The organism is Mesorhizobium wenxiniae (genome assembly GCF_002284535.1).
GTDB classification, from domain to species: Bacteria; Pseudomonadota; Alphaproteobacteria; order Rhizobiales; family Rhizobiaceae; genus Mesorhizobium; species Mesorhizobium wenxiniae.
In genome coordinates, this window is the sequence record NZ_NPKH01000037.1 from 167,711 (window position 1) to 181,689 (window position 13,979).

The 13,979-nt window shown below is 60.8% G+C and carries 11 protein-coding genes; 1 reads left to right on the plus strand and 10 read right to left on the minus strand.

From position 1 onward, the window contains the following. Window positions 1-4 precede the first annotated feature (4 nt). The 6 genes from CIT31_RS29405 to glcF form a co-directional block, all read right to left on the minus strand. Entirely contained in the window at window positions 5-871 is an 867-nt protein-coding gene (locus CIT31_RS29405; protein ID WP_095521406.1) for an alpha/beta hydrolase, read from the minus strand. Window positions 872-957: 86 nt separating this feature from the next. Further along, window positions 958-1,659 carry a 4Fe-4S dicluster domain-containing protein gene (locus tag CIT31_RS29410; protein ID WP_095521407.1) on the minus strand — a complete coding sequence of 234 codons (702 nt, stop codon included), beginning with the start codon at window positions 1,657-1,659 and terminating at the stop codon, window positions 958-960. Beyond that, window positions 1,656-3,971 carry a molybdopterin-containing oxidoreductase family protein gene (locus CIT31_RS29415; RefSeq protein ID WP_095521408.1) on the minus strand — a complete coding sequence of 772 codons (2,316 nt, stop codon included), beginning with the start codon at window positions 3,969-3,971 and terminating at the stop codon, window positions 1,656-1,658. Before CIT31_RS29415 ends, CIT31_RS29410 begins: the two co-directional genes overlap by 4 nt. A 114-nt stretch (window positions 3,972-4,085) precedes the next feature. Continuing rightward, window positions 4,086-5,339 (minus strand): branched-chain amino acid ABC transporter substrate-binding protein, encoded by a 1,254-nt coding sequence (locus CIT31_RS29420; protein WP_165778595.1) that lies wholly within the window; start codon window positions 5,337-5,339, stop codon window positions 4,086-4,088. A gap of 219 nt (window positions 5,340-5,558) precedes the next feature. Further along, window positions 5,559-7,091 carry an FAD-binding oxidoreductase gene (locus CIT31_RS29425; protein ID WP_095521410.1) on the minus strand — a complete coding sequence of 511 codons (1,533 nt, stop codon included), beginning with the start codon at window positions 7,089-7,091 and terminating at the stop codon, window positions 5,559-5,561. Between the two features lie 11 nt (window positions 7,092-7,102). Beyond that, a complete protein-coding gene (gene glcF, locus CIT31_RS29430) occupies window positions 7,103-8,458 on the minus strand; it encodes a glycolate oxidase subunit GlcF (RefSeq protein ID WP_095521411.1) in 1,356 nt (451 codons plus the stop codon). Between the two features lie 188 nt (window positions 8,459-8,646). On the opposite strand from glcF, the gene CIT31_RS29435 reads away from it, so the two are divergent. After that, window positions 8,647-9,576 carry a LysR substrate-binding domain-containing protein gene (locus tag CIT31_RS29435; protein ID WP_165778596.1) on the plus strand — a complete coding sequence of 310 codons (930 nt, stop codon included), beginning with the start codon at window positions 8,647-8,649 and terminating at the stop codon, window positions 9,574-9,576. Here the strand turns inward: CIT31_RS29435 and CIT31_RS29440 are convergent. Genes CIT31_RS29440 through CIT31_RS29455 form a run of 4 tightly spaced genes read right to left on the minus strand, consistent with a single transcriptional unit; the run spans window position 9,573 to window position 13,922 of the window. Next, a complete protein-coding gene (locus CIT31_RS29440; RefSeq protein WP_245316508.1) occupies window positions 9,573-10,289 on the minus strand; it encodes an ABC transporter ATP-binding protein in 717 nt (238 codons plus the stop codon). The two genes, CIT31_RS29435 and CIT31_RS29440, sit on opposite strands and share 4 nt — an antisense overlap. Continuing rightward, the gene (locus tag CIT31_RS29445) at window positions 10,286-11,182 is read right to left on the minus strand and encodes an ABC transporter ATP-binding protein (RefSeq protein ID WP_245316509.1); all 897 of its coding nucleotides are present in this window, start codon (window positions 11,180-11,182) and stop codon (window positions 10,286-10,288) included. Before CIT31_RS29445 ends, CIT31_RS29440 begins: the two co-directional genes overlap by 4 nt. Continuing rightward, window positions 11,131-12,840 carry a branched-chain amino acid ABC transporter permease gene (locus CIT31_RS29450; RefSeq protein ID WP_095521413.1) on the minus strand — a complete coding sequence of 570 codons (1,710 nt, stop codon included), beginning with the start codon at window positions 12,838-12,840 and terminating at the stop codon, window positions 11,131-11,133. The genes CIT31_RS29445 and CIT31_RS29450 overlap by 52 nt, the downstream gene beginning before the upstream one ends. Next, window positions 12,837-13,922 (minus strand): branched-chain amino acid ABC transporter permease, encoded by a 1,086-nt coding sequence (locus CIT31_RS29455; protein WP_245316510.1) that lies wholly within the window; start codon window positions 13,920-13,922, stop codon window positions 12,837-12,839. The genes CIT31_RS29450 and CIT31_RS29455 overlap by 4 nt, the downstream gene beginning before the upstream one ends. Window positions 13,923-13,979: the final 57 nt, after the last annotated feature.

Consider the following 13,979-nt stretch of genomic DNA (forward strand, 5'->3'; position numbering starts at 1 on the left):
CTGGTCATTGGCCATCTAGAATTTGCCGGGTGACGTGGCGGAACACCGTCGTGCCCGCCTCGGCAAGTTTCAAGACGATATCGAAATGGTTGGTGTTGGCATACTCGGCGCAAGTCACGCGCGCGCCAGCATCGACGCAATGGCGTGCATACGTGCGCGATTGGCATTTGAATGCTTCCGTGTCCGTTTCTGCGTAAGCGACGTGCAGCATAGCGCCTGCCTGAACAGGCAAATGAATGGGACTGTTCCGCTTAGCCTGCGCCTTGTCGAAATTCATCCAGTCGTTGACATGGCAATGCCTGAGCGGCTCGAGATCAAAAAGCCCGCTGAACAGCGTCGCACTGGCGACGGCGTTGTGCGGCAAGCTGACGCTTTCTAGCCACGTACCGTCGAGCAGCATGGCCGCCAGATGCCCGCCTGCCGAACTGCCGCAAATGTGAATGCGGCTGCGATCAAAGCCGAGACGCTCGGCATTGTGCCAAAGCCAGACAAATGCAAGCCGCGTCTGGCGGACGATCTCGTCAATTGAGACGGAAGGCGCAAGGCTGTAGTTGATCGCCGCCACACCGATGCCAGCCTGGGCGAATGCCGGCGCCATGAAACTCGACTCATCTTTCGACAGTGCGCGCCAAAAGCCGCCATGGATGAAGATGAAAAGAGGCGCCCCAGGTGCCGGGACAAAGATGTCGAGCGTCTCGTCGGCGCCCTCGCCGTAAGCCACGTCGACCTCACCTCTCAGGGTTTGCCTTGCCGCGCGGCTCAGCCGCGCATAGGCATCGATGAATATGTCGACGTCGGGTACGGTTCCCCGCGCAAAGAATTCACGGTCAAGTGCTTGCCTGTCGATGCCACTGTGCGTCCTTGCAGTCATGCATCATCTGCCGACAAATATTTGGAAGCGTCGCGGATGGACGCTGCTGCCCGAACGAGGCCTGGCGCTGGCAGAATTCCAGTCCACTAGCTAAGCCCTTTCGGTTTTCGCGGCGCTGTCGATCCCGAAGGCTTGCCACTTCGGCGCTGGAGCTCACCCTGCGTCGCAGGAAGAAACCAGACGGAGGGATCGGCGCCGGTATCCTCTCCCAGCCGGAACGCACCCGGCGAGCGACGAGCGGCGGCGACGCGGCTTTCAGGATTGTCGACATCGCCAAAAGTGATGACTTGCGTCGGGCATGCGGCGACGCATGCCGGATCTTGGCCGGCGTCGACGCGGTGAGAGCAGAAGCTGCATTTCTCGACGACGCCAGCCACCCGAGGTTGGACTTCGGCCGCACCATGGCCCTTTTCGAGCCCGGGCGGAAGAAGCGGAGCTACGACATTCATTTCGATGGCGTCGAAGGGGCATGCCGGCTCGCACTTCCCACAGCCGACGCAAAGTTCCTGTTTGATCTCCACAATGCCGTCATCGCGCTTGACAATGGCATTGGTCGGGCACACCGGAATGCAAGGTGCATCAGCGCAGTGGAAGCAATTGCGCGGCTGGTAATATTTTCGGACATCAGGAAAGACGCCCACGGACGTATCGATCGTTTCACCACCGACGGTATCGACTTTCTGCCACCAGAGACCTTCGCCGATGCTGTTTTCCTGCTTGCAGGCGACCGCGCAGGCCCAGCAGCCTATGCAGCGGTCCAGGTCAAGAACCATCGCAAGGCGCGTCATGCTTCCGCTCCCTGCCGTTTCAGGGCCGCCGGCCGAATCTCGACACGGGTGTCGAAAAACGGGATGTTGGCGTGTCCCCAGATCAGCGTTTGACCGGCATTGATCTCACTGTTGGTGAGTTCTTGCACGTTGCCATCGGCGTATTGCTGCTGTTTCCAGCCCTCAGTGATGTTGCACATACCTGGAGGGAAATCCGGGTTGCAGACGACCCTGGCAACAACATGGCCACGGTCGTTGTAGGCTTCGGCCATCTCACCGTTGGCAAGCCCGCGCTGACGCGCATCATCGGGGTTCATTTCGAGAATCGGCTCGGGCCAGATCTCCAGTGTCCAGGCGGTGTTGAAAAAGGTGGAATGCGCGCGTTGACGGGCATGCGTCTGCACCAGCAACATTGGATAGCGCTCTGCCAGCGCATGCGTCAGCAAGGCTTCGTGATCGGCCACGAACGCCGGCAGCGCCTCCCCCAGTTCGGCGAGTTCCTCGATATAGAACTCGGCGCGACCGCTCTTGGTCGTGAAGCCGTCGTTCCCATACTGAACATGCGGCGTTGTCGGCACATTCAAACGGATTGCACCGCCGGCCTGCACCACCTGGTCATAGGTGATGTTGTCAAATGCAGGATCGCGGGCACCATCTATCTGCCCGCGCACCACGTCTTCCGACGATTCCCGAAACCATTCGCCCAGGCCGAACCTTCTCGCCAGATCACGCTCGATCTCAAAGTCGGTCCGCGCTTCCCCGACTGGATCGATCACCTTGGGGCGCAGATAGATGCTGTTGCCGAACACCAGGGCGTCGCGTGCCGCCGAATTGTCTTCGAGGAAAGTGCAGGCCGGCAGGACGATGTCCGACCACTGGGTAGTCGTCTGAAAGAAATGATCGACCGTGACGACGAACTCCAACGTCTTCAGATAGGCGAGCGACGTGTTCATGTCGCCCATGCGCTGATTGATCCAGTCGCCTTGACAGAACACCGCGCGCACCGGCAGGTCGCGACGGCCGACCTCAATCATCGGCACAGGTTTGGTCGAAGCCCATTTCGGCAGTGCTGGGCCAGGACCGAGACGAGCGGGATGAGAGCCGTGATAGTGGCTCTGTACGCCAACCCCCGCGCCAGGCTTGCCGATATTGCCCGTCACGATCGCGATTGCCGCGGCCGCACGCGCGAAAAGCTCACTATGTTTGTAGCGATCCACACCATAACCGAGCCCGATTTGGGCAGGCCCCGCTTTGGCGTAAGTGCGCGCCAGATCAACGATGTCGGAAGCATCAAGGCCTGTCAGTTCCGCCACATGAGACGGGGTGTATTTGGCTACAGAATCCGTGAGCAACGTGAACGCCGTAGCGACGGAAACTCCGTTGACCTCGAACCGCCCTTCGAGCGCTGGCGCCGCCGTGCTGTTAAGTTCCACCGCTCGGCCACTGTGCAAGTCCCATACTTGCGGAGCCGATGGCTTCTCCGACGTGGAGGCATCACCCGAGCGAAAATATTTACCGCTATCGGTGCGCACCAGGAACGGAGCACAGCTGTGATCAAACAGAAAAGGCCGGTCGATCAACCCCTCGACGATCAGCACATGCAAGAGCCCCAGCGCCAGTGCCAGGTCGGACCCTGGCCGTGGCGCAATCCACCAGTTGGCATGCATGGCGGTCGCCGAGTAACGGGGATCGATGACGACGACCTGACACCCGGCATCGCGCGCATTCAAAAGATGGCGCATCGCCGTCATCGCCGTTTCCGCCGGGTTGTGGCCCCATACGATGGTGAGCTTCGAATTCAGCCGGTCGGTCCATTCATTGGAATGCTGGCCGTACATGCCCTTGTCACCAAAGGTGCTGTTCAGACCCATATGCACGGCCATGTCGACGCCGCCATAGAAATTACTGGTACCGCCGCCGCCGAGCAGCGAGGCGAGCCTTGTGTAGCTGGCGATCGGCGAAGCGCTGGTGCTGCGCACGAAGGCAATGCTGGATGAGCCATGCGCGTCGATCAGCGCGTTGAAACGATCGACGATCTCATCGAGGGCCTCGTCCCAGGAGATGGGAACGAACTGCCCGGATCCCCGCGGTCCGACACGGCGCATGGGAGTCTTGATGCGTTCCTTGCTGTAAACCCATTGCGGCAAGGTCAGGCAGCGAACGCACAGGCCCGTATAGGCATCGTCGGGCGCTGGCGCCGGCTCAACCCGCACCAGCACGCCGTCACGCACGGTACATGCCAATCGCGAACGACCTCCGCAATTGTGAGCGCAGACCGTGTTGACGACCTGCTCCGGACTGACAGATGAGTTGCTCTTTGCCATTCTGATCATGTGCTTGGGCCGAAGCCCAATTTTTCACCTTGGCTGGCGCGGGGCCAAGCAGGCGCGATTCCGCGTCTGCCTGAAGTCCCGCCGCCAGGCTGTTTCGCCCTTACCCGGCGGCTCTCAAGGGAAGACCTTCCTTGGATTTTTGCCGGTCTCATAGGTGGAGACATCGTCGCTGGTGTATTCGTAGACCGCCGGCTTGAACTCCGCGCAATTGCCGTGCTGGTCGCAGCTTATGCGACCGGAGAGCCCGTCGAACTTCGATGCGAAAACGGCATCGCGCAATGCCTTGCGGCCAATATAGGTCGTGCCTTCGCCATCGGTGACGGCAACCTTGTCGATGGCGTCGAGCGCTGCCCGGGCGGCGTCATAGGCATTCGAGTGAAACCCCGAGATCGGCGCCTCGCCATATTCGGACTTGTAGTTTTCGAGGAACTTCGTGTAGCCGTCGCCCAGCGCTTCCGGAGAGATGTCCTGGTAGGTGAACTGGAAACCCACGACCGAGGAGCCGGCGGCCTGGATCATGTCCGCCGACATCAGGCCGTTGCTGCCAAGCAGCGTCGCATTTTCCATGCCTGGGACATCCTTGACCTGCCGGATGATCTGCGAGGCAGCGGCCACGAATATTGGCATGTAGACAAGATCGGGCTTCAGAGCCGCGATGTTGGTCAACAGCGGACGCATGTCGACTTCGGTCGGCGTTGTGGCCTCCTGCGACAGCACCGTTCCACCGAGCTCGGTGAAACGTTTGACCATGGCGCCCTGAAGCGCCTCGGCATAAGGACTGCCGTCGTGGATGGTCACCACAGATTTTTTCTTGAGCACGTTGTAAATGTACTCGGCGTCAGCTGCGCCTTGGGCGTTGTCGTCCGCAATCATGCGCACGAAGCCTTGATAACCTGGCCCGCGATCAGGTGCAGTCAGCTTCGGCGCCGACGCCGATGTGCCGATATTGGCGATGCCAGCCTTCCACAGGATGGGTGCTGCTGCCACCACCTCGCTGGAGCAGGCGGAACCAAGCACGATGATGGTTGCAGGGTTTGCTGCAAGCTTGGTCGCGGCGGTCTGGCCGCCTTCAGGCGTGCAGAGCGAGTCCTGAGCGTTCAAGACAAGCTCATGCCCGTCAATCTCGCCGCCGCGATCCTTGAACGCCAGCTCAACGCCGCGGCGAGAATCGATGCCCAGCGCCGCGTCCGGTCCAGACAGCACCCAGTAAGCTCCGATCTGGATCGGCGCGCCCTTTTCGATCTTGATGACGCCGAGCGGATCAGTCACCGCTTCTTGGGCCGCGGTGGGCGAGACCTGGCCGGCAGCAAGGGCGAGTTGCAATCCTGCTGTTGCCCATAAAGATGACAGGAACGGTGATTTGCGCATTCGAACTTCTCCCATTTGTTTGTTGTTCCGCTGACCATCGTTTCGTAGCCGGCTGGCCAATGTGGTTAGGTTTGCGCGCAATCGATATATCTCTCAATCATGGTTTATGATATCAATTGATCGCGCCTCGCTATAAGCCGCGAAGTCGATCATCCCATCTGACCGGGTGCGGCGGACAGCTTTTCCCATTCTTGCAATCACTGCGCCCTCCTTGCCCAGTCAGGCCGTCGCGGCTCGACCAATGCCATAGCGCCCTGGCGCGATGATGCCGCGAGGATCAAGCACATCCTTGATGGCCTCACATGTCTTTCGCGTCGCATCGCCAAGCAGCGACATGTGGAAATCCTGGTAGCGGATCGGTGACCTGCCGACCTGCAGTCCAAGGTCTGTGTAGGCGGCGGCAAGCGCCTTGTAGGCCTGGTCGGCCGCGCGGTCCTCAGCCTCGACCGTTCGGTTCCACAGCAGGTGGTGAAGGCCTCGCGCGAAACGCGGACCGCAGACATACATCTTCAAGTATTCAAGGCCGTGCGAGCGCAGGATTTCGCGTGACTTGCGGCTTGACTGGAGAACCAGATCGCGGTCCATCGGAACACCAGGGGTGAAGCTGGCCATTCCGCCGCCCGGACGCCAGGCGAGTTGCTTCATCTCGTGCACGCTGGGAACGCCGGCATAAGCGGCCACGGCCGAAGCAAGGGTTGGAGACTCCATCGCCTCTTCGTGGGAGATATAGCGCCCTCGTCCAAGGCTGGCGAAATGGCTTCGCACCCGCTCCACCATGGGGGCGATCTGGGCATCGCTGGCGCCGTAAAAGGCGCCCGACACCGTCCATGAGCCGAGATTGTGCGCGCGCTGAAGGTCCTTGCGCTCGTCGTCCGTAATGCTGCGACCGCTGACATAGCTGGGATGCGATGTTTCGGATGCCAACAGCCAGAGGTCGTTGCAAAGCCGCATCATCGTGGGCACGAAGCCGGACATCCTGAGCGGCCGGATTGCAGCCACGATGTCGCCGAGGTCGTCGTCATTGTCGAAGGTAAATGCGAAGGAGCGAATTGCCGGAGGTTTCGGCATAAGCCAGAAACCCGCTTGGGTGACGATGCCGTAATTCGACTGCACGAACAGTCCGTCGAGATAAGGCCCGTAGGAATATTTGGACATGTGCCAGTTGCGCGCCGTTTCCAGCGCGCCGTCCCCGGTGCGCAGTCGCTGTCCATTGCCGAGCACAATCTCCATTCCGCAGGTCATGGCGAAATGGTCTGCGTAGGGTGTATAGCCGGCGCCTTTGTCGAGGGCGTTTCCAAGCACCGATCCAGCCGGTGGCCCGGATGTCACGTCAACCATGAAGCGGTCGCCGCGGCGGACAAGTTCATCATGCATCTGCTGGTAGGAGACCCCCGGCTCGACTGTGGCGATGCCCATGTCCTCGTTGAAATCGAGGATCCGGTTCATGCGTCTGCCGAGATCGACAACGATCTGGTTGGCGCCGACCGGCGCCCTGCTGCCTTGCGAGATGTTGTTGCCGTTGCTGATTGGAAACAGCTGCGTGCCGGTCTCGTTGGCCGCATTGACGATCGCGACAACCTCATCCACCGAACCTGGGTAGACGACAGCGGGCGGGGGATTGTCCGAGCCGGGCAGCGTGGTTTCACCATAACGGCTGACGGTAGCGTCAGCCGTGTGCACCCAATCATCGCCAATGGAGCGGCGAACGATGTCGAGGAACTTCGGCGTCTGCGCTTGGCTGTTCAAATTCATCAGAATGGCCCTTACCAGAAGGATTGTGTCGCTGCGCTGAGCGGCGCGGTATCGTTTTGTGGCGCCTCAGTTTTCGTTTCGGGTGCCAGGGGGTAGGCGCGAAGCGCGGGCGGCATCGGCCCGCCGGTCGCCCAGTCAAGCAGCTCGACCGTGTGGACCGCAGGCAAATCAGAATAGTGGCCGATCTGGGTGAGACAGCCGAGATTGCCGGCGCACAGGATGTCGGCGCCGCTTCCTGCGATATTCGCCGCCTTGCGCTGCCCCAGCCTGGTGGCGATTTCCGGCTGCAGCATGTTGTAGACGCCGGCCGAGCCGCAGCAGAAATGCCGCTCGGCGATGTCATGCACGCTGAAGCCCGCCCGCTTGAGGACGGCCCTCGGCTGGACGACGACGCGCTGCCCGTGCAGCATTGAGCAGGCGTCGTGATACGCGACCTTGTATGCCATGTTTTCCTTGGGAGGATGGAGCTGCAGATCGTTGAGCAGCTCGGACACGTCGCGCGTTTTTCGAGCAATTGCCATGGCCGCGGCCGACATGTCCGCATCAGCCGCAAGCAGATGTCCGTAATCCTTGACGGTGGTGCCGCAGCCCGAGGCGGTGATCACCACTGCGTCGATCGCTTCCTTTTCAGCCATGACGTCCTGGACGAAGCGAATTGCCGCGGCCTTCGCCTGGCGTTCCTTGCCCATGTGCAGCGTGAGCGCGCCACAACAGGAGCTGTTCCCCAGCGCGACAACTTCAATCCCATGCCGCGTCAGCAGTCGGATAGCGGCTTCGTTGATATGCTGGGCGGCAACCTGCTGGACGCATCCAAGGTGAAGCACCACGCGTGATTTGCGCTCGCCATCCGCTGCGAAGACCTGACGCCGCCTTGGCGCGGGTGGATTTCTTTCGCCCGCAGGCAACAGCTCGAGCATGGCGCGAAGCCGGCCCCTGAACAGCTGGCGGAAGGGGCGGGCCAGGGCGCCAATGCGCAAGGCAGTGTGCAGGGCCCGTGGATTGGGCAGGATCAGCGCAAGTGCGGTGCGGATCAGGCGATCGGCAAGCGGCCGGCGATAGGTCTGTTCGATATGGATGCGCGCCCTGTCGATAAGGTGGCCATAGTCGACCTTGGCGGCGCATGTCGTCATACAGGAAAGGCAGGAGAGGCAGTTGTCGAGATGCTTTACCGTGTCTTTGCTTGGGGCGGCATTCGACGCGAGCATATCCTTGATGAGGTCAATGCGACCGCGCGGCGATTCATTTTCATCGCCGAGGAGTACGTAGGTGGGGCAGGTGTTGGTGCAAAAGCCATAGTGGACGCACGTCTTGATGATTGCGTTGGCTTCCGCCAGATCCCCTTTCGGCATGGTCACAGTGCTGTTCATGTCGGAGACGATAAGCCCGGCGCCGTTAATAAGGAAAATACTCGTTCCCTATCAGTTTGATCTGAAAATCAGATCAGAGCTGCTACGCGCATGCGCCGGGCGGAGAACCGTTAGCGCGGCCTTCTCGTTACGGCAGATATGCATTATGGGTTGTCTTGATAGGAAATTCGGATCAAGGGCGGGTCGGCGTGAATCTCAGGCAGCTTCGCTATTTTGTCGCCGTCTGCGAGGCGCAGCATTTCCGCCGCGCCGCCGAAAAACTCAATGTCTCGCAGCCTCCCCTCAGCCAGCAGATTAAAGAGCTCGAAATCGAACTCGGCGTGCAATTGCTTACCCGCTCGAACCGCATCGTCGAAATGACGCCGGAGGGCACGCTTTTTCTCAGGCGCGCCAAGGCGATCCTGGAGAGCGTCGAGGAAGCGGGCCGGGAGATGATGAATTTCACCGCCACTGGTGGGGGCATAAAGATCGGGTATATGAGCGCGGCGATGGCTTCGAGCCTGGTGCCGATCCTCTCGGCTCTGCGGGAGGCCAACAACGGCGCCACCACCTTCAAGCTGCACCAGCTCGACCCTCAGACCCAGCTCCGGTCCGTCGCCAGGGGCGAGCTCGACATCGGTTTTGCAAGCTTTTCGGCGCGCCAGGCGCCGCTCTCTTTCGACGATAAGCTGCTGGTCATCGAAAGGGCATGGCAAGAGGCCCTGAAGGTGGCGTTGCCGCGCAACCATCCGCTCGCCGGCAAGACCGTGATCAGCCTCGGCCAGCTCCAAAACGAGAGGTTGATCGTCATGGCGCGCCATCCGTTGCCTGGATTTTTCGACCAGGTGATCAGCCTCTGCTACAACGCCGGTGTGACCGTAAACATCGTCTACGAAGCCAGCCAGTTGCCAGAGGTCATGACGCTGGTGGCGGCGGGCTATGGCATTTCCTTGGTGCCGGAACGGTCGTCTGCGCTATGGGATCGACAGCTGGCGCTGATCCCGCTTTCGCAAAGCCCGACAACCGACGTTTCCATCATGTACCGGGCCGACAACACATCGCCCGTGCTGAGGCGATTCCGGGGTCTGCTCAAGAAGATCTACGGTTCGGGCTTGGCCGGCAACTACCAACCGGTCTAGCCGAGATAGGCCTCGCGCACCCGCTCGTCGTGCAAGAGCGAAACGCCGCTGCCCTGCAGGCTGATGCTGCCGCTTTCAATCACGTAAGCGCTGGTTGCGATCTGCAGCGCCAGGCTGGCATTCTGCTCGACGAGCAGGATGGTGATACCCTCGCCATTGATCTTGGTGATGGTGTCGAAAACGAAGTCCACCATAAGCGGCGAGAGGCCCATGCTTGGCTCATCAAGAAGCAGCATGCGGGGCCTGGACATCAGCGCGCGCGCCATGGCGACCATTTGCTGCTCGCCGCCCGAAAGCGTCCCAGAGATCTGAGCGGTTCGTTCGCGCAACCGTGGGAACATATCCATCAAGCGCTCCCGGTCGTCTTCGATGGCCCTGCGGTCGTTACGGCGGAAAGCGCCCATGCGCAGGTTCTCGTCTACCGTGAGCTTGGCGAAAAGCCTGCGGCCTTCGGGAACATGCGCCAAGCCAGTTCGAGCGATCAGATGCGCCGGCGCCTGTTCGATGCTGGCGCCTGCGAACTTGATGCTGCCCGATCGAGCGCGAAGGATGCCGCTGATGCTACGCAGCAATGTGCTCTTGCCGGCTCCGTTCGCGCCAATCAACGTCACGATCGCTCGCTCATCAACGCTGAGTGACACGCCGCGCAGGGCTTCGATCTGATCGTAGAACACATGCAGGTCCTTGACCTGCAACAGGGGCTGGTGAGTCACGCAGGTTGCTCCTGTCGATGGGCTGCTCGGCCCAAATAGGCCTCGATCACGGCGGGATGGCTCTTGACGTGTGCGGGATCGCCTTCGGCGATCTTCACGCCATGGTCGAGCACGGTAACGGTATCCGACACCTGCATCACGAGCCGCATCTGGTGCTCGATGAGCACGATTGTCAGGTTGAACACGTCACGGATCCGCAAGATAAAATGCATCATCTCCGTGATTTCCCGGGGATTCATGCCAGCTGTCGGTTCGTCGAGCATCAGGAGTTTTGGTTTTGTACAAAGCGCACGTCCGATCTCGAGCCGCCTCTGGTCGCCATAGGACAGGTTGCGCGCCAGCATGTCGCCGCGCCCGGAAAGCCCGATAAAATTCAGGATTTCGCAGGCCTCCTCATGCGCCTTCTTTTCATCGAGACGACAACGCGCGGAGTTGATGACGGCTTCCCACCAGTGCGACTTCAATTGGCGATGCATGCCGACAAGCAGGTTCTCGATCGCCGTGATCCCGGTGAACAAACGGATATTCTGGTAGGTGCGCGCGATCCCTGCGGCCGCCACCTTGTCGGGCGTCAGTCCAACCAGTCTCTCGCTGGCAAAATGGATGTCGCCAGACGAGATGCGGTTTGCCTGCATGATGCAGTTGAACAGGGTTGTCTTGCCGGCGCCGTTGGGGCCGATCACGCTGTGGATCGAGCCCCGGCGGACATCGACGTTGACCTTGTCGAGTGCTGTCAAACCGCCAAAACGCATGGTGAGGTCACTCGTGCGCAGCAGTACCGGCGCCAGCTCCTGAGTTTCGCCGAGACGCTGCGCGGCTTTGATCGGGGTGGTCATCGCAGTCATCCCTTTTCGGCCGCCCTGAGTTCGCGCTTTCGTTGCGGGGAAGGCCACAGGCCCTCGGGCCGCACGCGCATGACGACAATCAGCAAGGCGCCGTAGAACAGGTATCGGTATTCGTCGAACTCCCTCAGCACCTCCGGCAGCCCGATCAGCAGGATCGCACCGACGATGACGCCCGGTAGGCTGCCCATGCCGCCGACGATCAGCAGCGCCAGCACGTTGATGGAGATCAGCAGGCTGAAGCTGTGGGGATAAACCGAGGTCAGCATCGTTGCGAAGATTGCGCCTGCGAGCCCGGCGAAGGCGGCGCCAAGCCCGTAGGCAAGCAGTTTCGACTGCACCAGGTTGATGCCCAGCGCCTGCGCAACATCTTCGTCGTCCCGGATGGCCATCCATGCACGGCCAAGCCGCGAGCCCTCCAGCCGCCAGGCGATGTATGCCGCCACCAGTACAAAAACGAGCGTCAGGTAAAACAAGGAGACGGGATCGGCCAGTTCGAACGAGCCGATGTGGGGTTTGGGTATTTGAAGAATGCCTTGCGCTCCCCCCAGAACGGGTTTAGCGGCGTCCGAAATCACCAGGACACGCACGATTTCTCCGAGTCCCAGCGTGGCTACCGCCAGGTAGTCGCCTTTGACACTGAGCACGGGCAGCCCGAACAACACGCCGACCAAGGTCGCCGCCAGAACGGCGAAGGGCAATGCGCTCCAGAAGTTCAGGGATGGCAGGAAAGTGTCTTGGGCAAGCGCATACTCGCTGTCGGCGGTGAGCAGCGCGATCGTATAGGCGCCGACCGCAAAGAAAGCCACGAAGCCCATGTCCAGCAGGCCGGCGAGGCCGACCTCAATGTTCAGCCCCATGCCCATCAGCACGAAAAGGGACACCAGCATCATCACCTGGCCAATGTATGAACCGGCCACCAGCGGGAAAGCAATGAGCACCGCAATCAAGAGAAGCGCGCTCGCAAGCTGACTGCGCGCCTTCGGCGCCGGCGATTTGAGCGTTGTCGCCGCGCCCCTCCGCTTGCGTGCATCGAGGGCCTGCAACACGACGAAGGCAAAGAAAAAAACGATTGCCGCACCCTGGACGGTCAAGCCGCCCCACACGTAGAGCAACTCACGAATGGCCGCGACCGCGCCGCCGAACCTTAGCGAGATCTGGATGAGCTCCTGGAAAACACCGGCGATAAGAACGCACGCCATGCTCCAAAGTAGGCTCCGGCGCAGGCTATCGGACATCGACATCAACAATGCGCCGCACAAAGCCGCAGACATGCTCGCCGCGATGATCATCAGGCTGCCGGCGAGCGCACCCTGCTTGTATGTCAGGGTGCGCGACAGGTCAGCCGAAAGCGCGGTGAACATCCAGCGCAGGTTGAGCTGTGTCACGGCGACGACGAGACCCACCAGGATAAGCCCGGCAATCAGGCCTGCAGCAAATGCCTGGGCTGCGCGAATGTGGCCGGCCTGTGTCGATTTCCGCCAGACATAAGCGCCACAGCACGCCGCAAGCGTGGCCAGGAACAAGTCGCCGAGCGTCAGGGTATCGACGATGACATCGCGCTCGAAAAACAGCTTGAGGATACCGACGGCTGCTGAGTAGATCGCCAGGAGGCCGGTTATGATGCCGGTTTTGAGCGGAAGCACGACGGCTGGAGGAGTCAGCGGTTTGGTCCACGACAGATGTTGAGTGGCGGATTGCATCGTCATCCCCTCTTTCCGGCGAGCCGTTCGCCAAAGATCCCGTAGGGACGAAAGATCAGCACGGCGATCAATAGAGTGAAGGCAATCAGATCGCGCATCTGGTAAGGCGCTGGAATGCCCAGACCATCCAGCAGCAAGGCCGGCGCAAGCGATTCGCAAATGCCCAGGAAAATGCCACCGATCATAGCGCCGGGCACATTGCCGATGCCACCGAGCACGGCTGCGCCAAACGCCTTGATGCCCGGCGTGAAGCCCATGAAGAAGTAGACCTGCTTGAAAACCAGGCCGTAGAAAACCCCGGCGACGCCACCCACGGCGCCGCCGAGCGCAAAGGTGAATGTCACGACGCGGTTGACGTCGATGCCCATTAACGTGGCCGTTTCGACGTCCTCCGAAACCGCTCGCATCGCGGTGCCCATCTTGGTCTTGTGGACGATGAGATAAAGGACGAGCATGACGACGATTGCGCTTGCCACGACCAGGACCTGGACGGCTGGTACGTTAAACTCGAACAGCGACACTGGCGCGCGCAACCATACAGGATCTGGATAAGAGCGCAGACCGGCGCCGAAGAAGCCGCGGAAGGACTGCTGAAGGAAGAACGACACGCCGATCGCACAGATCAGCGGCGCCAGCCCCCTGACATGCCGGAACGGCCGGTAGGCGAACCGCTCAGTAAGAACCGCAATACCTGCGGAGACCAGCATGGCAACCGCCAGCATGGCTGCGAACGCCAACACAGGGTGTTGGTCAAGAAACCCGGAACGCTCCATCGAAGCGGCGATGAAGAATCCCGCGAAAGAGCCCGCCATCATGATATCGCCATGGGCGAAATTGATCAGCCGGAGCACGCCGTAAACCATGGTGTAGCCGAGCGCGATAAGCGCGTAGACGCTGCCAATGGTTATGCCGAATGCCACTAGGTCGAACCACTGATCGGCGGAATACCGGTCCTTCAAAATCGAGCCGACGACCCCGGCCACCAAAATGAGCGCGATGCTGATACGAAGCACCCAGGATGTCGCGGCGCTGAAACTGATGCGCCATCGGGCGCGCCGCTCAGGAAGAACGTTCGTGGCCGTCATCATTATTCCCCTTCGGCCCTTGGGAGGCCTTCTTGCGGTTCAGCATATGCATTCGCGTGA